The 23,239-nt window shown below is 71.9% G+C and carries 13 protein-coding genes; 2 read left to right on the plus strand and 11 right to left on the minus strand.

Features of this window, described 5'->3' with window-relative positions; all coding sequences use genetic code 11:
* Window positions 1–147: 147 nt before the first annotated feature.
* From ACV530_RS35920 to ACV530_RS35945, 6 genes are all read right to left on the minus strand, one after another.
* Window positions 148–1,551: a class I adenylate-forming enzyme family protein gene (locus tag ACV530_RS35920; protein ID WP_494336927.1), complete on the minus strand. Its 1,404-nt coding sequence runs from the start codon at window positions 1,549–1,551 to the stop codon at window positions 148–150.
* 118 nt (window positions 1,552–1,669) lie between these two features.
* A complete protein-coding gene (locus ACV530_RS35925) occupies window positions 1,670–2,296 on the minus strand; it encodes a thioesterase II family protein (RefSeq protein WP_494336928.1) in 627 nt (208 codons plus the stop codon).
* Window positions 2,297–2,367: 71 nt separating this feature from the next.
* Entirely contained in the window at window positions 2,368–2,619 is a 252-nt protein-coding gene (locus tag ACV530_RS35930; RefSeq protein WP_494336929.1) for an acyl-CoA carboxylase subunit epsilon, read from the minus strand.
* Window positions 2,616–4,178, minus strand: coding sequence for an acyl-CoA carboxylase subunit beta (locus ACV530_RS35935; RefSeq protein ID WP_494336930.1), 1,563 nt, complete (start codon window positions 4,176–4,178; stop codon window positions 2,616–2,618). The genes ACV530_RS35930 and ACV530_RS35935 overlap by 4 nt, the downstream gene beginning before the upstream one ends.
* Window positions 4,175–5,953: a fatty acyl-AMP ligase gene (locus tag ACV530_RS35940; RefSeq protein WP_494336931.1), complete on the minus strand. Its 1,779-nt coding sequence runs from the start codon at window positions 5,951–5,953 to the stop codon at window positions 4,175–4,177. Before ACV530_RS35940 ends, ACV530_RS35935 begins: the two co-directional genes overlap by 4 nt.
* 77 nt (window positions 5,954–6,030) lie before the next feature.
* Complete coding sequence (locus tag ACV530_RS35945; RefSeq protein WP_494336932.1) at window positions 6,031–7,689, minus strand: flavin monoamine oxidase family protein; 1,659 nt, start codon at window positions 7,687–7,689, stop codon at window positions 6,031–6,033.
* Window positions 7,690–7,955: 266 nt separating this feature from the next.
* Between ACV530_RS35945 and ACV530_RS35950 the strand changes: the two genes are divergently transcribed.
* Complete coding sequence (locus tag ACV530_RS35950; protein ID WP_494336933.1) at window positions 7,956–8,885, plus strand: ACP S-malonyltransferase; 930 nt, start codon at window positions 7,956–7,958, stop codon at window positions 8,883–8,885.
* Window positions 8,886–8,935: 50 nt separating this feature from the next.
* On the opposite strand, the gene ACV530_RS35955 is transcribed toward ACV530_RS35950, so the two are convergent.
* The 5 genes from ACV530_RS35955 to ACV530_RS35975 all read right to left on the minus strand — a co-directional run bounded on the left by ACV530_RS35955 (window position 8,936) and on the right by ACV530_RS35975 (window position 20,430).
* Window positions 8,936–11,680, minus strand: a complete 2,745-nt coding sequence (locus ACV530_RS35955; protein ID WP_494336934.1) for a helix-turn-helix transcriptional regulator — start codon at window positions 11,678–11,680, stop codon at window positions 8,936–8,938.
* A 553-nt stretch (window positions 11,681–12,233) separates the two neighbouring features.
* On the minus strand, window positions 12,234–14,882 hold the full coding sequence (locus tag ACV530_RS35960) for a SpoIIE family protein phosphatase (protein WP_494336935.1): 2,649 nt from the start codon (window positions 14,880–14,882) through the stop codon (window positions 12,234–12,236).
* A gap of 64 nt (window positions 14,883–14,946) precedes the next feature.
* Window positions 14,947–16,281: an ABC transporter ATP-binding protein gene (locus ACV530_RS35965; protein ID WP_494336936.1), complete on the minus strand. Its 1,335-nt coding sequence runs from the start codon at window positions 16,279–16,281 to the stop codon at window positions 14,947–14,949.
* Window positions 16,282–16,297: 16 nt separating this feature from the next.
* The gene (locus ACV530_RS35970; protein ID WP_494336938.1) at window positions 16,298–18,019 is read right to left on the minus strand and encodes an ABC transporter permease; all 1,722 of its coding nucleotides are present in this window, start codon (window positions 18,017–18,019) and stop codon (window positions 16,298–16,300) included.
* Window positions 18,020–18,207: 188 nt separating this feature from the next.
* Window positions 18,208–20,430 carry a HelD family protein gene (locus ACV530_RS35975; RefSeq protein ID WP_494336939.1) on the minus strand — a complete coding sequence of 741 codons (2,223 nt, stop codon included), beginning with the start codon at window positions 20,428–20,430 and terminating at the stop codon, window positions 18,208–18,210.
* A gap of 167 nt (window positions 20,431–20,597) precedes the next feature.
* Between ACV530_RS35975 and ACV530_RS35980 the strand changes: the two genes are divergently transcribed.
* Window positions 20,598–23,072 carry a sensor histidine kinase gene (locus tag ACV530_RS35980; RefSeq protein WP_494336937.1) on the plus strand — a complete coding sequence of 825 codons (2,475 nt, stop codon included), beginning with the start codon at window positions 20,598–20,600 and terminating at the stop codon, window positions 23,070–23,072.
* Window positions 23,073–23,239: the final 167 nt, after the last annotated feature.

Below are 23,239 nucleotides of genomic sequence, written 5' to 3' on the forward strand. Positions count from 1 at the left end.
CCCAGAGCCGGCGCAAGCCAGTTCAGGACGCAGGGGACCGCGCGGCAGCCAGTCGCGCTCCACTTGCAATCACGGCCTTTCACGGATCGGGTGACAAGCTCGGTCCCTTCAGGGCCGAGAAGTTGACGGTGTCTCCCCCAGGGGCCCTCAGGCCTGTGCGAGCTTCTCCAACTGCTTCTTGTCCGGCTTCCCGTTCCGGTTGAGCGGGAACCGGTCGAGCACGTGCACCCGGTCGGGGCGCTCGTACGCCGACAGCATGTCATGGAGGCGTTCGCGCCAGTAGGGCTCCCCTCGCTGCTCCTCGTCCTCCACGAAGAACACGAGCTGCGAGCCGCGCCGTTCGTCGGGCAGGGCGACGATCCGGACGGAACAGCCGCCCGCGTCGGCCTTCCGCTCGATCAGCTCCGGGTAGAGGGTGTAACCCATGCGGTGCACAGCGAACTTGCGGCCCAGCACGGTGAGGTTGCCGTGCCGGTCCAGGCGGCCGAGGTCGCCGGTGCGCTGCCAGCCGGTCGGCGCGGGGTCGAGGGTGCCGTCCTCGGCGAGGTGGCCCTCCATCCCGTCCGGGGTGTCGACCTCGATCTCGCCCTCGATGTCGGGCGGGCACTGCCGGCCCTCCTCGTCGACGACGCGCAGGCCGATGCCCCCCATGGTCTGCCCGCAGGCGACCGGGTTGTCCAGGGTGGCGAAGGCGATGTTGCCGAGCTCGGTGCTGCCGTAGCTGTCGAGCAGCGGCAGGTCGAACTCGTCGAGGTACTTGCCGACGAGCGTGTTGTCCAGCGGGGCCGCGCCCACGCAGAACATCCGGGCGGCTGCCAGATGCGGCCGCAGACTCGGCTTGCGCGTCACGAGGTTGAGCATGCTGCGGTAGCTCGCGGGCGTCGCGTCGATGACCGTGGCCCCCGACTCCCCGCCCATCCGCAGCGCCCGGTCCAGCCGCTTGTACGGCGCGATGACCAGCGAGCAGCGGACCTGCCAGGCGATCAGCACCATGGACAGGCCGTACTGGTGGGCGAAGGGCAGGAGCGGCAGCAGGACGTCGTCCTCGCGGTGGCCGATCTGCGCGGCGTTGCGCTCGAGGTTCTTGAGGAACCTGCCGCCCGACTTGACGACGCCCTTGGGGGCGCCGGTCGAGCCCGAGGTCCACATGATCAGGCCGTCGGGCAGCTCGCGCCACTCGTCGACGGCCATCTTCTCCCCGCCGGTCTCGCGCCCGGCCGCGGCGGCCAGGAGCTCGAACAGGCCGGTGGCCTCCTGATCGTCGTCGAGCGGAGCGTCCTCGTCGACCAGGACCAGCTTGGCCCCCGTGCGCAGGATGACGCGCCGGGTCTCCTCGGCGTGCTCCTGCTGGTCGATCAGCACGATCGAGGCACCGATGTGCATCAGGCCGAGCAGCGTGGCCACCCACGCCGCGGAATTGCCCGCCTTGAACACCACGCGGTCGCCGAGACCGACTCCGCGTTCACGGAGCACCTGGGCAATGCGCAGCGCATCGTCCTCGAATTCGGGGAGAGTTCGCACCGAGTCGGCAGCAAAGATCTTCGCGCTCACCAGTCGTACGCTTCCTTTGCGAGTGTCACTTGCGGGGTGTCACTTCCGGGAAAAAGCAAGGGAGTTGCCCGTAAGAGTCTGGGCCGTGCGGGGGGAACGGGGGAACCCTTACCTCCCCCTATTCCATGAGGGGTGCCCACGGCGGTGGTACGGTGCCGTCCTCGGGCAGGGAGATCAGCTGGTCGTGGACCAGGTTCGCGATCGGGCGGCGGGCGGAGTCCAAAAAGCCGTCCCAGCCGGGAAGCACCTCCAGATCGAAGGTGCCGAAGGTGCAGCGCCCCCATTCCACCAGGTCGGGCAGGGGGGTGCGGCGGTCCTGCTGTCCGGCCAGCGCCACGACGCGGCAGCCGAGTTCGGGCTTTCTGCCCGCATCGCGCAGATAGGCCTCGGGGGCCTCCTGGGCGGAGACGAAGAGGGTGAGGGGCGGGCGGGCCGCTTCCTTTTCCAGTAACCGCGCGACGTGAAATGCGGCGAGCGCGCCCGACCGGTGGCCGAACAGGGCGACGGGTAAGTCGTCGTAATTCAGCAGGGTTTCGAAGGCGCAGTCCGCCAGTGCCGCGGCGCTGCCGTCGCGGGGGTGGGTGAATGCCAGCACCTCCACGGTGGGCAGCAGGAGTTCGGACAGCCGCAGGAACGAGGAGACCGAGCCGCTCCGGTGCGGGAAACACGCCAGTCTGAAAGTGCTCGGTGCCAGCGGACTGTTGACGCTGATCGTTTCGACGGCATCGGCAATGCCCGGCTTCATGATCCTGTCCTTTCATGGCGAAGCCGGACCGATGTCGATCGGTCCGGCTCCGGTCCGTTGCCGTAGGCTCGCTACGGGCGGCCCCCGGACCGCCACGCGCCCGGCCCGCGCTGTGCGGGCCACTGGGTCATCCTGCTCGCGGGGGGCGACCATCTGCGGACCGCGGCCCGCCCTTCGTCCTGCCCGGCCGTCCCGGCGAGGCGGCTGAGCATCGCCACCACCGCGACCGTGGCGGCCAGTTCCTCGTGCGTCGCGTTGCCGCGCACGACCTGGATGTCGTACGGGCTCCCGGGTTCCCCGCCCCGTGCCTCCGGCGCGGTCACAGCGGGATGTTCCCGTGCTTGCGCGGCAGCCGCGAGGCGCGCTTGCCGCGCAGCGTCTCGAGCGCCCGGACGACGCTCAGCCGGGTCTCGTGCGGCATGATCACGGCGTCGACGTAGCCCCGCTCGGCCGCCCCGTAGGGGTTGAGCAGGGTGTTCTTGTACTCCTCGAGCAGCCGGGCCCGTTCGGCCTCGGGGTCGGCCGCCGCCTTGATGGCGCGCCGGTGCAGGACGCTCACCGCGCCCTCGCCGCCCATGACGGCGATCTCGGCCGTCGGCCAGGCCAGGTTGACGTCGACCCCCAGGTGCTTGGAGCCCATCACGCCGTAACCGCCGCCGTACGCCTTGCGCGTGACCACCGTGACCGTGGGGACCGTGGCCTCCGCGTAGGCGTAGAGCATCTTGGCGCCCCGGCGGATGATGCCGCCGTGCTCCTGGTCCAGGCCGGGCAGGAAGCCCGGCACGTCCACGAACGTGAGGATCGGTACATGGAACGAGTCACATGTGCGGACGAAGCGGGCGGCCTTCTCGCTGGCGTCGATGTCCAGCACACCGGCCGAGGCCATCGGCTGGTTGGCGACGATACCGACGCTGTGGCCGTCGACCCGGCCGAAGCCGCACAGGATGTTCGGCGCGAACAGCGGCTGGACCTCGAGCAGTTCGCCGTCGTCGAGCACCGTGCGCACCACATGGCCCATGTCGTAGGGCTGGTTGGGGTTGTCCGGGATGAGGGTGTCCAGCTCCAGGTCGGCCGCCGTCACCTTGCGCTCGCCGGTGGGCTCGAAGACCGGCGGGTCCTCCATGTTGTTGGACGGCAGATGGCTCAGCAGCTGGCGGACGTACTCGAAGGCGTCCTTCTCGTCGTGGGCCAGGTAGTGCGCGTTGCCCGAGACGGTGTTGTGGCTGCGGGCGCCGCCCAGTTCCTCGCGGTCCACGGTCTGGCCCAGGACGGTCTGCAGGACGTCCGGCCCGGTGACGAACATGTGTGAGATGTCGTCGACCATCACCACGAAGTCGGTGAGGGCCGGCGCGTACACCGCGCCGCCCGCGCACGGGCCCACGATCAGCGAGATCTGCGGGATCACGCCCGACGCCTCCACCTCGCGCCGGATCAGCTCCGCGTAGAAGCCGAGCGAGACCACGCCCTCCTGGATACGGGCGCCGCCGCCGTCGTTGATGCCGATGACCGGGCAGCCCGTGCTGGTCGCCAGGTCCATCAGCTTGTGCAGTTTCTCGCCGTACACCTCGCCGAGGCTGCCGCCGAAGGCGGTGAAGTCCTGCGAGAACACGAACACCCGCCGCCCGTCGATCAGTCCGTGGCCGGTAACCACGCCGTCGCCCAGGGGGCGGCGGCGCTCCAGGCCGAACTCATGGCTGCGGTGCCGTGCCAGCGCGTCCAGCTCGGTGAACGTGCCGGGGTCGAGCACCAGGTCGATGCGCTCGCGGGCGGTGAGCTTGCCCTTGTCGTGCTGCTTGCGCGTCGCCTCCTGCTCCGCGTAGTCGGCCAGCTCCTTGCGGCGCCGCTCGAGTTCCGCGAGGCGTTCCGCGGTGGTATCCGTCATTGCACACTCCGTTCCGCCGCGGCCACGGCTGTCTTCAACTCGCCGTCGAGATAGCGCTTGCGGCAGGCCCGGCGCTGGATCTTGCCGCTCGTCGTGCGGGGGAGCAGCCCCCGGCGCACCAGCAGGACCTCGTCCGGCTCCAGACGCTGGCCGTCGCGCACTGCCTGCCGGACGAGTTCGCGCACCGCGTCGGGTGCGAGGGACCGCAGCACCCGGCCGTCCGTCTCGACGACCACGACGAGCCGTTCCTCGTCGCCGTCGTCCACCGAGAAGGCCGCGGCGCAGTTCGGGTGCAGGCCCTCCACCGCGGACTCGGCGGACAACTCGATGTCCTGCGGGTAGTAGTTGCGGCCGTTGCGGATGACGACGTCCTTGAGCCGGCCCGTGACGTAGAGCTCGCCGTCGTGCAGGAAGCCGAGGTCGCCGGTGCGCAGGTACGCCGTGGCGTCCTCGCCGGCGATCCGGGCCCGGAACGTCAGCTCGCTCTCGCGTTCCCGGCCCAGGTAGCCGGCGGCCACGCACGGCCCGTCGAGCCAGATCTCGCCCACCTGCCCCGCCTCGCAGGCCGCGTGGGTCGCGGGGTCGACGATGCGCACCCGGGTGCCCCGGACGGCGACGCCCGAACTCACCAGGGGCTGCGCGCCGTCGTCCGCCGGGTCCCGCAGCTCGACGCGGTCCGCCAGCAGGGCGCCGGAGTCGACCCACAGCGCGTGGGGCTCCTCGTCGCAGGGGCTGCCGGTGGCCTTGAGGGTGTTCTCGGCGAGCCCGTACCCCGGGCACATGGCGGCGGGGGCGAAGCCGGCCGCGGCGAACGCGCCGGCGAAGGCCTGAACGGCCCGCCAGCGCACCGGTTCGGCGCCGTTGGCGGCGACCCGCCAGGTCGACAGGTCCAGCCCGTCGGCGACCTTGCCCTCCTCGAGGGCGCGTACGCACAGTTCGTAGGCGAAGCTCGGTGCCGCGGCGTGCGTGCCCCCGAACCGGGAGACCGCCTCCAGCCACCGGCCGGGGCGCCGGATGAAGGCGTCGGGCGCCATCAGGTAGGCGGGCACGCCCGCGCACAGCGGGAGCATGACGCCGAACAGCATCCCCATGTCGTGGAAGAGGGGGAGCCAGGAGACCACGGTGTCCTCGGGCCGCGTCGGCCACAGGTCCTCGGTCTCGCGCACATTGCTCAGGAAGTTGCGGTGGGTGACCATCACACCCTTGGGGTCACCGGTGGAGCCCGAGGTGTACTGGAGCAGGGCGATGTCCTCCGGGGCGGGGTCCTCGCCCGCCCACGCGGCACCCGCGCCCGTGGGCACCGACTCGGTGTCCACCAGCGTGAGCCCTGCCAGCTCCGGCAGGCCGCCGAAGCGCTCCTCGAGGTCCCGCTTGACCGCGCCCGTCGTCAGCACGGTGGTGGTGCCCGCGTCGTCGGCGATCCGGCGCAGCCGTGCCAGGCTGCGCTGCCGGGTCGGCACCTGCACGGGGGCGGCGGCCACCCGCGCGTACATGCAGCCGAGCAGGGCCCGGACGAACTCCAGGCCCGACGGGTACAGCAGCACGACGTGCCCGCCGGACAGCCCGGCGTCCGCCAGGGCGGCGGCCCGGTCGAGGGCGTCACTCCTCAACTCCCGGTAGGTGAGCGAGCCCTCGGGCTCCTCACCGTCCCGCAGGAACACGAAGGCCGTTTCGTCCGGCTCCTTCTCGCAGCGCAGACCCAGTGCCTCGGTCAGCGTGGAGACGATGCCGTCCTGCGCTCTTCGGTCCTGCGCTCTGGACGTGGATATGGACATGATCGAGTTACCTCGTTCTGTGAGGGGGGACAGAACAGATGCAACCCGGAGCCATCCGGAAGGCCCGGACGGCCGGGTCAGGTGTCGGAAAGCTCCACAGGGGCGAGCGCCGGGAAGAGGTCACCGGGCCCGGGATTGTTGTCGGGGCAGGAGCCGCCCAGGTGGCGGAGGACGCCCCACACGGCGTTGAGCGCGGTGGTCACCGCCCCTTCGGCGAAGCCGGCGGTCCAGGAGACGTCGTCGCCGCACAGGAACATCCCGCGGTGCGACGGCGCCATCCCGTCCTGCATGAAGTGGGTGAACAGCCGCCGCTGATAGCGGTAGTGGCCGGGAAGGTTCGACTTGAAGGCGCCCATGAAGTGCGGCTCGGTCTCCCAGGTGACGGTCACCGGGTCGCCCACGATGTGCGAGGCGATGTCCACCCCCGGGTAGATCCCGTCCAGTTGGCGCAGCAGTACCTTGAGCCGCTCGTCGGGCGAGAGCGTCGCGACCTTCAGCGAGTCGTCGTTCCACGTGTACGACAGGCACATCACGCCCGGCCGGTCGGGGCCGTCGTCGAAGAGATACACGCCGCGCGGCAGCCGGTCGGTGAGGGTCATGCCCATCGCCTCGCGGCCCGTCCGCTCGTCCACGTCGCGCCAGAACGGCCGGTCCGTCAGCACGAACAGCTTGGACGCGCCCATGTAGTGCGTCCGTTCCACGGCCGTCCAGTGCTCCGCGGGCAGCAGACCGGGGTCGCAGTCGACGCGGTTCACGAGCGTCCACACATGCGGCGTGAAGACCACCGCGGGATACTCGCGCACCTCCCCGCCGGCGTCCTCGACCGAGAAGCCCTCGCCGCCGCGCCGCAGCGCGACCACTCCGGGGCGCGGGGTGCCGTCGTGCAGCGAGGCCAGGGAGGTGCCGTGCGGCCAGTGGACGAGCGTGTCCGGGCGGTGCCGCCAGATGCCGAGCGGCAGTTGCTGGGCGCCGCCCAGGAGGGACATCTGGTTCTCGTCCGCCTCGGTGACGACGACGCGCAGGATCTCCAGCACGGAGTTGGGGAAGTCGGTGTCCCAGCCGCCGGTGCCGAAGCCGACCTGGCCGAACACCTCGCGGTGCCTGAAGGACCGGAAGGCGGGCGAGGTGGCGAGGAAGCCGTAGAACGACTGGTCGTCGTACTCCTCGACCAGCCGGTTCCACACCATCTTGAGGCTCTCGACGTCACGCTGGCGGATCGCTCCGCGCAGTGTCGTCAACTCGGCGCGTTCCTCGAGGGACTTGTCCCAGGCCTCGGCCACCTCCTGGTAGACCCGCGGCAGGTCCTCCGGGGTCCGCGCCCACTCCTTCCGGCCGCCCAGGTGGATGAGCGTGCCAGGGGTGGAGGGCGCCAGCGGGTTCGGGAACGGCCGGGTGTCGAGCCCCAGCAGGTCTATGTAGTGGAACAGGGCCCGTGCGGCGGTGGGGAAGCGCATGGCTCCCATGTCCGCGATGTACGACGGGTCGCCGGGGAAGGGGACGGAGCGCATGCGCCCGCCGATCTCCCCGGCCTCGTACACCACGGGCCGAAGGCCCAGGCGCATCAGCTCGTACGCAGCCGTCATCCCCGCCATGCCGCCGCCCACGACGGCCACGGGTGTGCCGGCCCGCTGTGCGGGCAGGGACCCCAGGCCGGCCGGATGGCTCAGCCAACGGTCGTAGGAGAAAGGGAAATCGGGCACCAGCATCGTGACCGGTGCCGGATCGGCTGACGTCATCTGGCAAAACCCCTCGGGCTGCGGCGGCGATGCGCACGATCGGCGATGCGCACGATCTGAGGAAGTCGCGCGTGCGTCCATGGCGCGGACGGGACTTCGCATGCGTCGGGGCAACGCTATGGACCGGGCGAATCGGGGGACAACCCCTATCCACCCTGGGGCCGCACCGGGCCGACTATGGGGTGTCCCGCGGGCGGCGACTGCCCTAGCTTTGACCACGCTGCTCGCCGACCGACTGTTGGGTGAATTTTCTGATGGACGATCTGATGGACGAGAAGTCAGCCGTCGTATTTCCCGGGATGGGACCGTCGAACTTTTCCGCAGTCGGCAAGTTCATGGTGCTCGATCCCTATGTGAAGCGACGGCTCCGCATCGCGGACAAGGCGCTCGGATACTCCCTGATGGACCGCTTCTACGAGTCCGGGGAGGACTATTCCGAATACACGCAGGTCGCGTTCCTCGTCAATTCGCTGGCGCTCGCGGACCGGGCCGAGGAGACGCTCGGCATGAGCCCGGACTACTGCACGGGCCCTAGCTTCGGGCAGAAGGCGGCGGCCGTGTGGACCGGCTCCCTCGACTTCCCCGACGTCGTGCGCATGACGGCCGAACTGGCCCGCTGTGAACAGGAGTTCTTCGACTCCGAGTACACCGACATCGTCACCCACACCGTCATGCGCGTCCCGGAGGACGCCCTGAAGGAGTACCTGGACGGCCTCGCCGGCCAGGGTCACTGGTACGACGTCTCCGGCCGCCTCGACCAGGGCTTCGTGATGGTCTCCCTGAGCCGCGGCCTGCTCGACGACTTCACCGGGGCCGTCGGCGCCATGGGCGGCTACAACATGTCCACCATGTGGCCGCCCGTGCACGCGGAGGCCTTCGGCGGGCTGCGCCGCAAGGCCGAGGAGGAGGTCCTCGCCCGCTACGACATCGGCGCCCCCGCGATCCCCGTCGTCGCCGACCAGGACGGCAGTCTCGTGACCTCCGCGGAGGACATGCGCACGATGATGCTCGATACCTTCGACCGTGCCATCCACTGGCCCGCCGTCGTCGGCTCGCTGAAGGAACTCGGCGTGCGCAGGCTGTACTTCACCGGCCCCGAGAACCTCTTCCGGCGCGTCAGGTGCGTCCGGGGGCTCGACATCGTGGCGGTCGACCCGAAGAGCACCCTGCAGGAGATCCTGAAGCCGGTCGCGTGACACGCGCGGTGAAGGGGGTGGGCATCCGGCCGGATGCCCACCCCCTTTCCTTATGCCTCGTCCCGCAGGCCGGCCGCGCCGGACAGGCTCGTCGGCAGGTCGCGGCGCCGCTGCACCTTCAACTTCCGGTAGATCCGGGTGAGATGCTGCTCCACGGTGCTCACCGTCACATAGAGCTTCGCGGCGATCTCCCGGTTGGTGTGGCCGCGGGCGGCCAGCACCGCCACCCGGCCCTCGGCCTCCGTGAGCACCTCCGCGCTCTTCGGCGAGACCGTCTCCTGCCCCGGCTCGAACTCGCCGTCCGCATGCCCCGGCAGCAGCTGCTGGCACAGCGGCTCGGCACCGCAGCACTTGGCCATGTGCCATGCCTTGTGCACCACCGAGTGTGCCCGGTGGACATCACCCGCCAGCTGGTGGGCGCGCCCCAGATCGCCGAGCGCGAGCGCCAGTTGCAGCCGGTCGTCGGAGTTCTGCAGGACCTCGACGGCCTCCTCCAGCAGATCGGGACGGCCGTGCTCGCCGCCCGCGCTGCCGAGCAGCCGCAGCGCGGCGCCCCGGGCCCGGTGCGGGTTGCGTGCAAGCTGCTGCTCGGCCAGCTCCCTGGCCTTCGCGCGCTCGCCGAGGGCGAGCCAGGCGTCGGCCGCGTCGAGGCGCCACGGGACCAGCTCCGGAACGTCCATGTTCCACTGCCGCATCGATTCGCCGCAGGCCAGGAAGTCGCCCAGGGCGGCGTGGAACCGTCCGGTCGCCAGGTACCACCGGCCCCGGGCCCGCCGGAAGTGCAGCCCGGGCAGCGTCTGGAGCCGGTGGTCGGGGCCCGCGTGGTTGAGCAGCTGCATGGCCTCGTCGTACTGGCCCTTGAGCGTGTGGGCCTGGACGAGCGTGGCGAGCGGGAAGTGCCCCGCCACCCCCCAGCCCTGCAGCGGCAGCAGGGACAGCGCCCGCTTCGCATGCCGCTGGGCACCCGACAGATCACCCTGGCGGAGCGCGATCTCGGCCCGTACGGACGTCAACAGCGCCTGCCACGCGGGGACATGGCGGCCCGAGCACTCCCTGAGCAGGCGTTCGCACCACGGCAGCGCGAGGTCCAGACGCCCGGCGTAGACCAGGGACCACAGCGCGAACGTCAGCGGCTGGATGTAGCCGTCGCCGAGGTGGTAGCGCTGCAGCACCCGGGTCGCCTGGGCGACGGCACCCCCGGGATCGGTGTGGGATAGCGCGGCCATGACAGACGAAGAAGCGTGCAGATGCGCGACGTCCGCGGTTCCGCTGAGCGGGGCGGCGGGCCCGGCCGGAGCGCCCGGGCCGGTCCGGGTGCGGTGCTCGGGGCTGAGCATGCCGAGCCACTGGCGCGCCGCCGCGACGGCCGGCTGCCGGTTCGGGTCGTCGATCCCGTCGAGCACGTCCGCCGCCCGGTCCATGCCGCCGGACCAGATCAACGACGCGATGGAAATCGCGAGTTCCTCGGACGACAGGCGGTCCCCCGTCATCTCCGGCAGCAGGGAGGTCAGCAGGTCGTTGACCGCCGACGGGTTGGTGCGCCACAGGACGCTCGCGAGCTTCGCCCTGAGGGCGACCCGGACGTCGGGGTCCGCGCAGGACTCGTGCGCGAGCGTGAGGCAGTGGCGTGCGAACTCCATGTCGCCGTTGGCCAGTGCGTAGTCCGCCGCCTCCTGGAGCACCGGCACGGTCCAGGGCTCGGCGGCCGTCCGCGCGCCGACGATGTGCCGCGCCAGGGTGCAGGCGATGGCGCCGTCGGTGCGGAGCAGCTCCGCGGCCCGCAGATGAAGGCCCGTCAGATCCGACTCGGGTGCCGCGTCGAGGACGGCCAGCCGGGCGGAGGCGTCGCGGAACCGGCCGTCCTTGAACAGGCCGCTCATGCCCAGGTCCTGGAGGGTCTGCTCGACGGCCCTGACCGGGGTGCCGAGCAGCTTGCCGAGCAGCGGGGCCGTGGTCGAACCGTTGAGCACGGCGGCGCCCCGGGCGACCGTCTCGGCCTCGGACCCGCCGCGGTGCAGGCTCTCGACCACCGCGCTGGCGTAGGACTCGCCCCGTACCAGCTGCTGGGGGAGCCCGTCCGCCTCGGCGGCGCTTGCCTGGTCGGCCTGGTCCTGGACCAACGCCCGTACGAGCAGCGGGCTTCCGCCGGTGACCTCGTGCAGCTGGCCGGAGAGCCTTGATGCCACCGCGCTGCCGGCCTGCTCGGCGAGCAGCCGGCCGGCCCCCGCCGACGACAGCATCTTCAACCGCAGCCGCCGGCAGTGGGGTTGCCGGGCGAGCTCGGCCCGGATGCTCAGCTGGCTCCGGGAGGGCCTGGTCGGTTCGGTCAGGACGATGAGCACCCGGGCGTGCCGGGCACGGCGGGCGAGGTGCAGGAGGAACTGGAGCGAGGGGCCGTCGCCGAGGTGCACGTCGTCGACGGCGAGGACGACCAGCCGGTCCTTGGCGAGTTCCAGGACACCGGCGGTGAGGCGGGCCGAAATGCCCGGCTGTGATTCCGCGGGGTTTTCCGCGGCCAGCTCACGGGCCGGCCGGGCCGCTTCGTGGGGTGCATTGTCGAAGAGCTTCGTGGCGAGGCCGAAGGGCCACGACTGCTCCGCGTGCGACCCGGTGGCGTCGAGTAAGAGAGCCCCGCCGGCCACCGCCCGGTCGGTGAATTCCACCAGGAGCGCTGTCTTGCCGCTCGCCACGGCACCGCTGAGCAGGACCACCCGCCCGTTGCCGCGTGCGGCCTCGTCCTCCATTTCCGCCAGGAAGGCAAGCTCGTGTTCACGTTCAACCAGATGTGCCGACAAATTCGTCCCCCGAGAAAACGGGCAGTCCGACCCTTGGGAACTGCCCCCGGTATTGGCGATGGACTCGATGATAGGACAGCAATTTCTGAGAATATTGTGGAGCAGAAATGTCAGCGATTTGTTAACGTTCGGTTCAGGATTTTTTTGCCGAAACCACGGCGAGATGTCCCGGTCCGGGCGCGGGCGGGAGCGGGGGACAGGACGGGAGGTATGCGGCGTCCTGGGCGGGATGGAGACGCAGGAGCCTTCGGCTCGTTGCTGGCTGCTCGATCACGTTGCTACTGCTCCGCTCTGGCTTCCCTGACGACGGGGGCGCGCTGTCCGGATGAGCCCGTCCCCCGTGAGCGCATAGTAGTTGGGCGCTGAAAGTAGGGGGTACCCCTAAAGTGGCGCAGGGGTCACGGGAGTTGGGTGAGATGGGCCACTCCGCTTTCGCCGATGGCGTACCGCCGGTCACACCCGCAGGTGAGAAGAGTAACGGACCAATGAATTCCGTTTTTTCTCACGGAATGGGCTCGTCCTGGTCGCCGTGATGTCTCGATACTCTGCGTAGTCAGGCGAGCGGCTGCTCCGCCCAGATGACCTTGCCGTCCGCGGTGTACCGGGTGCCCCAGCGGTCGGCGAGCTGCGCGACGAGGAACAGGCCGCGCCCGCCCTCGTCCTCCGCGGCCGCATGACGCAGGTGCGGGGAGGTGCTGCTGGTGTCGGAGACCTCGCAGATGAGACTGCGGTCCCGCAGCAGCCGGACTCCGATCGGGCCGGCGGCATGGCGGATGGCGTTGGTGATCAGCTCGCTGAGGATCAGCTCGGTGGTGAACACCGCCTCTTCCAGCCCCCATTGCGTCAGCTGCCGGGTGACGTCCGCGCGCGCCCTGGCCACCACCGCGGGGTCGGCCTCCAGCTCCCAGGTGGCGACCTGATCGGGGCTCAGAACCCGTGTGCGGGCGACGAGAAGGGCGATGTCGTCGGTCTGACGGGCGGGCAGGAGCGCGTCGAGCACCGCGTCACAGGTCTGCTGCGGCGTCCGGCCCGGGTGCGCCAGCGTGGCGCTGAGCAGCTCCAGCCCGACGTCGATGTCCCGTCGGCGGTCCTCGACCAGGCCGTCGGTGTAGAGCACCAGGCTGCTGCCCTCGGCCACGGAGAGCTCCACGGCCTCGAACGGCAGCCCGCCCAGCCCGAGCGGCGGACCCGCCGGCAGGTCGGGGAACTCCACGGTGCCGTCCGGGCGGACGAACGCGGGCAGCGGATGCCCGGCCCTGGCCAGGGTGCAGGTCGCGGCGATCGGATCGTAGATCGCGTACAGACAGGTGGCCCCCGCGATCGAGGCCTCCCCGTCCGCCTCGGCGGCCTCCTGGTCGATGCGGACGACCAGTTCGTCGAGGTGCCCGAGCAACTCGTCCGGCGGCAGATCGAGGGCGGAGAAGTTCTGTACGGCCGTGCGCAGCCGCCCCATCGTGGCGGCGGCGTGCAGACCGTGCCCGACCACGTCCCCGACCACCAGCGCGACACGGGTGCCCGGCAGTGGGATGGCGTCGAACCAGTCGCCGCCCACCCCGGCCTGGGCGGGCAGATAGCGGTAGGCGATGTCCAGGGCGCTCTGGTCGGGCACGCCGCGCGGCAGCAGGCTCTGCTGCAGGGTCACGGCCATGGCGTGCTCGCGCGTGAAGCGCCGCGCGTTGTCGATGCACACCGCCGCGCGGGCCGCCAGCTCCTCCGCCAGGGACAGGTCGTCCTCCTCGAACGCCTCGCTCTCCCGGGTCCGCCAGAAGATGGCGATGCCCAGCAGGACGCCCCGCGCCCTCAGCGGCACGGTGATCATCGAGTGGAAGCCGTAGTCGAGGACCGCCTGGGTGCGGTCGAGGTCCTGGGTGCGCCAGCCCAGGTCGGTACCGAGGTCGGGCACGAGCACGGAACGCCCGCTGACGAAGCCGGTGGCCTGCGGGGTGGGCCCGGCGAAGGTGACCAACTCGCCCGCCGCGTACAGCGGATGGTCGTCCCGGGGCCCGGTGAGCGCCACCCGGCGCAGCACCGCCTCCGCGCCGCGCATCTCCACCCGCGGCTCCTCGCCGCGCAGCACCGGCTCGGCCAGGTCGACGGTCACGTAGTCCGCGAACCGGGGGGAGGCCACCTTGGTGAGCTCCTCGGCGGTGCGCTCGACGTCGAGGGTCGTGCCGACGGCCATGCTCGCGTCGTACAGCAGCCGCAGCCGGCGCTGTGCGACCTCGGCCTTGCCCGCGAGCGCGCGCAGCTCGGTGGAGTCCCGCAGCGTGGTCACGCTGCCGGGCGGGCCGCCGCGCTGGTCCGTCGGCCGGTTGTTGACGGCCAGCAGCAGCTCGCCGACGGGCAGCACCTCGTCGGTGACCGTGCGCCCGGAGGTCAGCAGGTGGGCCATCCGGGGGTCCAGGCCCAGCGAGGCGACCTCGCGGCCCTCCGCGTCCGGGGCCAGGCCGAGCAGCCGGCGCGCCTCGTCGTTGGCCAGCAGGATCCGGCCGTCGCCGCCGACGATGACCACGCCCTCGCGCACCGCGTGCAGCACCGCGTCGTGGTGTTCGTACATTCGGGTCATCTCGGCCGGGCCGAGGCCGTGGGTCTGCCGTCGCAGCCGCCTGCTCACCAGCGCGGTCCCGGCCGTCGCCAGGACCAGCACGGCGGCACCGACGCCCAGGAGAACCGGCAGCAGCCCGTTGACCGCGGTGCTCACCCGGCTGATCTTCACGCCGGACGCCACCAGGCCCACGACCGCCCCGTGGGAGTCCTTCACCGGCACGACGACCTGCAGTTCCTCGCCGAGGGGGCCCTTGACGCTCTCGGTCGTGACCTTGCCCTGGAGCGAGGGGCCGATGGTGCCGACGAAGTGCTTCCCGATGAGCTGGGGCTCGGGGTGCGAGTAGCGGACGCCCTGCCGGTTCATCACCACGATGAAATCGACCTTGCCCTGCTCCCAGGCGGCCTTGGCCAGAGGCTGGAGCACCTTGGCGGGGTCGGGGCCGCGCAGCGTCGCCACCAGGCCGGGCCCATGGGCGAACGCCTCGGCGGCGGCGAGCGAGCGGTAGCGCGCCGCGTTGAACCTGTCGCTCCGCGCCTGGTACAGCAGCGCGGCCACCGCGGCCACGATGAGCAGCAGCACGATCAGCACCTGCAGCACAAACATCTGACCGGCGACGCTGCGGATGTTCCAGGAGCGGCCCCGGATTCGGGCCATGACACATGTCTACCCCGGCCTCCTGCGCACCGCGAACGTTGCGCGTCCCTCCCGGGCGGCGTGGTCAGCCCGTGAGGGACGCCCCGCCCTCGTCGAGCGCGTACTGCTCGGGCGCGGCGTCGTAGGAGTACAGCTCGGCGTAGCGGCCCCAGTCGGTGGCCGTCTCCAGCTGCTCGGCGGCCTGTTCGTTGGTGTAGTGGTGGGCGAGCAGGTCGCGGAAGAAGCCGGCCCGCAGGGCGCCGCCGGTGCGGCGCAGGCTGGTGACGATCAGCTTGACCAGCGGGGCGGCCTCGAGGACGGCGTCGGCGAAGATCTTCTTGGACTCCTGGACGTCCGCGAGCGCGAAGGCGGTGCCGGGCGGGGTCAGGAGCAGGTCGCCGCCGCGGATGACCGCGAAGCCCAGCAGGTCGAGGGCGTCGACCTGGGGGAGCAGGTCGTCGACCTCCAGGCCGAGCTCCTCGGCCAGGTCGGCGAGGTCGCAGCGGTTGCCGTGCCGGGCCAGGATCTCGGCCAGGCCGGACAGCCCGTCGACGCTGGCCTGCGGCAGCGGCGTGTTGGCCAGGGTGTGCCGGGCGAGCTCGCCCGGCTCGGCCGCGGGCCGGCCGGGCAGGTGCGGGGCGGTCTCCTTCTCACGGCCGGTCATCACCTGGTAGACGGCGTCGATCAGGCCGTCGAACTCGGGGGCGTTGCGGTCGCGGGGACGCTCCAGCGCTATGTCGAACGTGGCCTGCAGGGAACCGGGGCGCGAGCCGAGGACGACGACGCGGTCGGCCATCAGCACGGCCTCCTCGATGTTGTGGGTGACCAGGACGACGGCCCGGGTGGGGAACTGGCCGGAGGCCCACAGCTCCATGAGCTCGCCGCGCAGGTTCTCGGCGGTGAGCACGTCGAGGGCGGAGAACGGCTCGTCCATCATCAGCACGTCGGGCTCGACGACCAGAGCGCGGGCGAAGCCGACGCGCTGGCGCATGCCGCCCGAGAGCTCCTTGGGGTAGGCCGACTCGAAGCCGTCGAGCCCGATGAGGTCGATGGCCTGCAGGGCCGCCCCGGCGCGCTCCCGGGCGGACACCCCCCGTGCCTCCAGGCCGAGTTCGACGTTCTGCTGGACCGTCAGCCAGGGCAGCAGCGCGAAGGTCTGGAAGACCATCGCGGTCCCCGGGTTGGCACCGGAGAGCGGCGTGCCGCGGTAGGACACGGTGCCCGAGCTCGCCGGGATCAGGCCCGCCAGACAGCGCAGCAGGGTCGACTTGCCGGATCCGGAGCGGCCGAGCAGGGCGACGATCTCCCCGGCGCGGATGGTCAGGTCGATCCCGGCCAGGACGGGCAGCTCGCCGTCGGCACCGGCGTAGGACTTGGTGACCGCCTCGGCGGTGAGCAGGACCTCGCCGTCCTCGGTCATGTTTCTCCTGGTGGGTTCAGAGGGAGTAGCGGGTCTCGGCGAGACGGTAGAGCCTGCGCCACAGCAGCCGGTTGAGGCCGACGACGTAGACGGCCATCACGGCGATGCCCGCGATCAGATGCGGGTAGTCGCCGTGCGCGGTGGCCTCGGAGATGTACGCGCCCAGGCCGGTCGCCGTCAGCGTGGTGCCGCCGAAGGTGACGACCTCCGAGACGATCGAGGCGTTCCAGGCCCCGCCCGAGGCGGTGATGCCGCCGGTCACGTACGCCGGGAAGATGCCCGGGACGATCAGGCGCCGCCAGCGGTGCCGGCCGTGCACCCCGAGGTCGTCCATGGCCTCGCGCAGGTCGGTGGGGATGGCCGCGGCGCCGGCGATGGTGTTGAAGAGGATGTACCACTGGGCGCCCAGCGCCATCAGCAGCATGCCCCCGACGTTCAGCGTGAGCCCGCTCCACAGGAAGAACCAAGTGGCCAGCGGGAAGAGGAAGTTGGCGGGGAAGCTCGCGAGGATCTGGACGAACGGCTGGGCGATGCGGGCGAGTTTCGGCGAGAACCCGATCCGTACCCCGACCGGCACCCACACCAGTGTGGCGACGGCGACCAGGACGAGGACGCGGGCGAGCGTGGCCAGCCCGAGCAGCAGCGGCTCCCCGAAGACCCCCAGCCCGGTGCGGTCGTCGAGGTAGCCCAGCAGGTCCACCAGACCCCACACGATCAGGGCGCCCGCCACCACGGCGAAGACGACGTCGCCGCCCCGGCGGCGGCCCGTGCTGACCGTCAGCGGCCGGTCGTCGATGCCTAGGACGCGCCCGGCCCGGCCCAGCGCCTCGCCCGCCGGCCGCCACAGCCGGCCCAGCAGACGCGGCCAGGACGAGCGGCGCAGGAAGTCCAGCACCAGCGACCGCTGGACGTCCTCGGCCTCGGACTGCTCGTTCTTGAACCGCTCCGTCCACGCCGTCAGCGGACGCCAGAACACGAAGTTCACGCCGACGACCATGACCGTCATCGCCGCCACCGCCCAGCCCACCTTGCCCAGGTCCCCGTCGGCGATGGCCGTGCCCGCGAACGAACCCACGCCGGGCAGCGCGTACTTGTGGTTCGAGACGCTGATCGCCTCGGAGGCCACGAGGAAGAACCAGCCGCCGCCGAAGCTCATCATCCCGTTCCACACGAACCCGATGGCCCCGGCGGGCAGCTCGACCTTCCAGAAGCGCATCCAGCGGGTGAAGCGGAAGGAACGCGAGACCTCGTCCAGCTCCCGGGGCAGGGTGATGAGGGAGTGGTAGAAGCCGAAGGTCATGTTCCACGCCTGCGAGGTGAAGATCGCGAAGACGGACGCGCACTCGAGTCCCAGGAGGGATCCCGGGAACAGCGAGATGAAGCCCGTCACCGCGACGCTCAGGAAGCCCAGCACGGGAACGGACTGCAGGATGTCCAGAGCGGGCACCAGCACCCGCTCCAGCCGCCTGCTGCGGGCGGCGGCACAGGCGTAGGCGAGGGCGAAGACCACCGAGGCGGCGAGCGCCGCGAACATCCGCAGCAGGCTGCGCGCCGCGTAGTACGGCAGCTTCGCCGGATCGGTGTCCACCTTGACGACCTGCGCCGGGTCGAACGAGACCGTGGCGCCCTTCCCCACCCGCAGCAGCAGATACAGGCCCACCAGCACCGCGGCCGACACGACCAGGTCCACCCACGACAGGCGGGACAGCCGCCCGGTCACCCGGGCGGGCAGCGGCATCCGCGAGGCGGTGGACCGTGGCGGGAAGGACACGGCCGCCTCCCTTCCACACAGTCGCCCGCCTCCCGGTCGAACAACGCTTCTCAGTCGAGCACAGCCCGGCCGAACACTTCCTGGTTGAACACTTCCTGGTCGAACACAGACCAGTCGAGCACAGACCGGGGATCCTGTCGCGGGATGCGGCGCGGCTAGACCGTCTCCGGGCTCGCCTCCAGGCCCGCGGGCAGCACCCCCGTGTGCACGACGCCCAGGCGCTGGGTCGCCCGGGTGAGCGCGACGTACAGGTCGCTCGTCCCGAACTCCGCCGGTTCCGCCACGATCACCGTGTCGAACTCCAGGCCCTTGGCCTGCCGCGGGGCGAGCAGCACCACCGGCCGGGTCAGGTCCGGGGCGGGTCCGGAGGAGGCGTCCGGCAGGGCGGCGGCCAGGGCCTCGTGGTGCTCCCGCTGGGCGATCACCGCGAGCCTGCCCTCCGCGCGGGTCTCCCGCCGGACGGCTCCGGCGACCGCGCGCGGCAGGTCGTCCGCGTGCCGCACCCAGGGGCGCACGCCCGTGGACCGCACCGAGCTCGGCGGCTCGAAGGAGACGTCCGCGGAGCGCAGCACCTGCGCCGCGACCTCCATGATCTCGGCCGGAGTACGGTAGTTGAGGCCGAGCCTGACGTGCTCCCAGCGGTCGCCCACGTGCGGCGCGAGGATCGTCTCCCACGCCCCGCAGCCGCCCGGTTCGGCGGTCTGCGCCGGGTCGCCGACGAGCGTCATCGACCGGGTGGGGCAGCGGCGCATCAGCAAACGCCAGGCCATCGCGGACAGTTCCTGCGCCTCGTCCACGATGATGTGGCCGAACGCCCAGGTGCGGTCGGCCGCCGCGCGTTCGGCGGCGCTGCGGCGGTCGGCCTCCTCGTGGCGTTCCGCGAGCCGTTCGGCGTCGATCAGGTCATGGGCGCCCAGCACCTCCGCGTCCTCGTCGTCACGGTCGTCGAACTCCTGGGTGCGCGAGCCGTAGGAGAGGTCGAGCACGCCCTGCGCGTACGCGATCCGCCGCTGGCGTTCGGCCTCGGCGGCGGCGCGGGCCGCGGAGTCGTCCTCGCCGAGCAGCTCGGCGGCCTCGTCGAGCAGCGGCACGTCCGCGGGGGTCCACTCGCCGCCCGTGCGCCGGATCACCTCCGCGTCGGCGTCCGGGAGGCGGACGGGGTCGGCGAGGAAGTCCGCGACCAGTTGCTGCGGGGTCAGTGCGGGCCACAACTCCTCGATGGCGGCGTGCACTTCGGGGCCGGCCGCGATCGCCTTGCCGAGCTGGGCGATGTCGTCCGGGCCGAGGAGGTTCGGCCCGCCGTACGGGTCCGCGCCGAGCCGCTCGGCCAGTTGGGCGGTCAGCGCGTCGATGACGTGGAACGCGAAGTACGGGCGCGCGAGGTTGTGCGGCAGCCCGGTCTCGCGCGCATGCCGCCGTGCGGCGCGCGCCATGTCCGCGTCCAGCAGCAGCTCGCCGTCCTCGTGCGCGATCACGATGGCGGGACCGGGCAGCGTCTGCCGGTCCTGTACGAAGCGCGCGAGCACCCCGGCCATGGCGGCACGGCCCTTGACCTCGGCGGCCTCGGGCGTGTCCGTGCCGGTCGCGGCCACCCCCGGGAAGAGCTCGCCCGGCGTGGCGAGCAGCACGCCGGTCTCGCCGAGCGCGGGCAGCACCTCCTCGATGTAGCCGAGGAACGCCGGGTTCGGCCCGACGATCAGCACGGCGCGGCGGGCCAGCCGCTCGCGGTGCGCGTACAGCAGATACGCGGCGCGGTGCAGCGCGACGGCGGTCTTCCCGGTGCCGGGGCCGCCCTCGACGACGAGCACGCCCTGGTGCGGGGCGCGGATGATCCGGTCCTGCTCGGCCTGGATGGTCTGCACGATGTCGTGCATCCGTCCGGTGCGCGCCGCGTCCAGCGCGGACAGCAGCACGGCGTCCGCGTCGGAACCCTCGTGTCCGGTGCGGGCGGTGTCCGTGAGGTCCAGGATTTCATCGTGCAGGGTGGTGACCCTGAGGTTCTCGGTGGTGATATGCCGCCTGCGACGCAGCCCCATGGGAGTGTGCCCGGTGGCGAGATAAAAGGGGCGTGCGACATCGGCGCGCCAGTCGACGACCAGTGGTGTGCGGTCCGCGTCGTCGTTGCGGATACCGATACGGCCGATATGGTGATCGCGCCCGTCCCGGAATGCCAGCCGGCCGAAGCAGAGCCCGTGCTCCCCGGCGTCGAATGCGGCCAGCAGCCCGGACTGCTCGGCCACCAGCACATCGCGCTCCAGCCTCGCCTGGAGGCCGGTCCCCGCCAGGGACAGGGTCTCGCGCACGGCCTCCTCGGCCCCGGCCCGCAGTTCGGCCAGCCGCCCGTGGAGCAGATCGATGAATTCCTGCTCGCACCGCATTTCTTCGTTTGACAATTCGACTCCCGCCCCGATATCATGTCTTCGTAAACGTGTCCGTGCCATTTGATTCGACTTTGATTCGGCCGGACACGGAACCCCCCAATATACGCTCAGAAATACCCCGGCCGTCAAATGTGGCCGGGGTATTTTTCATTCGGAGTCCGCTCATGACCGAGCGCGGAAGACTGCGGGTCCGTCTGGGGGCCGCACCGGGGGTGGGGAAGACCTACGCCATGCTCGCGGAGGGCCGGCGGCTGCGCGACCAGGGCGCCGACGTGGTCATCGGCTTCGTCGAGCCGCACGGGCGGCGGCCGACCGCGGCCATGGCCGAGGGGCTGGAGACCGTCCCGCGGCGCGTCCTCGTCCACCGGGGCGCGGAGTTCACCGAGATGGACCTGGACGCGGTGCTGGCCCGCCGGCCCCAGGTCGCCCTGGTGGACGAGCTGGCCCATACCAACGTCCCCGGCTGCCGCAACGCCAAGCGCTGGCAGGACGTGGAGGAACTGCTGGACGCGGGCATCGACGTCGTCACCACGCTCAACGTCCAGCACCTGGAGTCCCTCAACGACGTCGTCGAGCAGATCACCGGGATCCGGCAGCACGAGCGACTGCCGGACGAAGTGGCCCGCCGCGCCGACCAGATCGAACTGGTCGACCTGCCGCCCGAGGCCGTGCGCCGCCGCATGGTGCACGGCGACATCTACCCCGCGGACCGGATCGAGGCCGCCCTCACGCACTACTTCCGGGTCGGCAACCTCACCGCGCTGAGGGAACTGGCGCTCCTGTGGCTCGCCGACCGGGTGGAGGAGGGCCTGCAGCGCTACCGCACCGAGCACGGGATCGTCGCACCCTGGGAGACCCGCGAACGCATCCTCGTCGGCCTGACCGGAGGCAGCGAGGGCGAGACGCTCATCCGCCGGGCCGCCCGGATCACCGCACGGACACCGGGCAGCGAACTGCTCGCCCTGCACGTCGTGCGCGGCGACGCGCTCGCCGGTGGCGATCCGGCCGTCCTCGCCGCACAGCGCTCCCTCGTGGAGTCCCTCGGCGGCACCTACCACCAGACGTCGGGCGACGATGTGGTGCGGACGCTGCTGGAGTTCGCCCGTGAAGAGAACGTCACCCAGATCGTCCTGGGCGCGACCCGCCGGGGCAGGCTCTCCTCCCTGTTCCTGGAAACCGTGGGCCGCCGGACGATCCGCGAGTCCGGGCCCATCGACGTGCACATCGTCACGCACGAACAGGCCGCCGGTGCTGTCGGGCCGACGCGACCGTCGCGCCGCCCGGGCCGGGGCATGAGCCGCGGGCGGCAGTGGCTCGCGCTGGCCGCCGCGGCGGTGCTGCTGCCCGTACTGACCGTCGTCCTGACGGCCCTTCGCGGCCGGATCGACCTTGCCGCCGGTCTGGCCCTCTACCTGCTCGTGGTGGTGGCCGTCGCCCTCGTCGGCGGGACCTGGCCCGCCCTGGCGTGCGCGCTGGCCGCGGGGCTGCTCGCGGACTACTACTTCACCCCGCCGCTCCACTCCCTCGGCATCGCGCACGGCACCGACATCGTCACCCTCGTGGTCTTCGCCGCCGTCGCCGTCCTCGTCGGCACGGCCTCCGGCACGGCGACGCGCTGGATGTACCGGGCCGCCCGGGCGACGTCCGAGGCCCAGGCGCTGACCCGGCTCGCGACGGCGATGATGCACGGTCAGGAGCTGCCGGAGCTCGTCGAGCAGATCCGGGAGAACTTCGGGCTCCTCTCCGTCAGCCTCCTCGAACGGGACCCGGCGGGCGGGCCCGCACCGCGCTGGTACGTCCTCGCCAGTGCCGGCGTACGGCCCCCCGAGCGGCCCGGGGACGCGGACCTGGAGAGCCCCGCCGACGACCGCCTCGTCCTGGCCGCCCGCGGGCGCGTGCCGAGCCCGGACGACCAGCGCGTCTTCGCCGCGTGCGCCGTGCAGTTGGCGGTCGCCCGCGCCCGGGGCAGGCTCGCCCGGCAGGCCGCCGAGACCGACACGCTCGCCGCCGCCGAGCGCACGCGCACCTCGCTGCTCGCCACGGCCGGGCGGGAGTTGCGGGCCTGCCTCGACACCGCGGCCGACGCCCTCGCCCGGCTGCGCGGCGGGCCCTCCGAGGGGCGGCTCCTGGCCGCCGCCCGGTCGTCCGTACGCCGGGCCGAGCGGCTCGTCACCGGCCTCGAGGACCTGGGCCGGCTGCGGGCCGGGGCGCTCGACCTCGCCATCCGGCCGGTCGACCTCGGCGAGGTGCTGGCGAGCGCCCTGGACGACCTCGGCCCGGGCGGCCACACGATCCTCGTCACGCTGCCGGAGGAACTCCCCGACGTCATCGCCGATGCCGCGCTCCTCACGCGAGCGCTCACCGCGCTGGCGGCGGATGCGCTGCGCCACAGTCCGCCCGGGGCGTCCCCGTCCCTCACGGCGGAGGTACGGCGCCCCGGCCACCTGGCCGTCCGCGTGGCGGACGGCGCGCTGTCGCACGACGAGTTCCGGGGGGACAGCCTGGCGCTCCGGGTGTCCCGGGCCCTGACGGAGGCGATGGGCGGGGTGGTGGAGTGGGGTCGCGGTCGCGGTCGCCCGGGGGAGGAGGGTGGGGGGTTCGCGGTGACGCTGACCCTGCCGGCGGCGGTGCGGGGGTAGGGGGTGTGGGGGTTGTGCCCCGGTCCCGCCCTCTCGCCGTCTCCCGGGGCTCCGCCCCGGACCCCGAACCTGGGGCTGCGCCCCAGACCCCGCTTGTCGCGGCTTCGCCGCTCGTCCTCAATCGCCGGACGGGCTGAAAGTCAGCCTGTCCGGCGCTTGAGGACAAC

Source organism: Streptomyces sp. SX-6 (assembly GCF_059089585.1).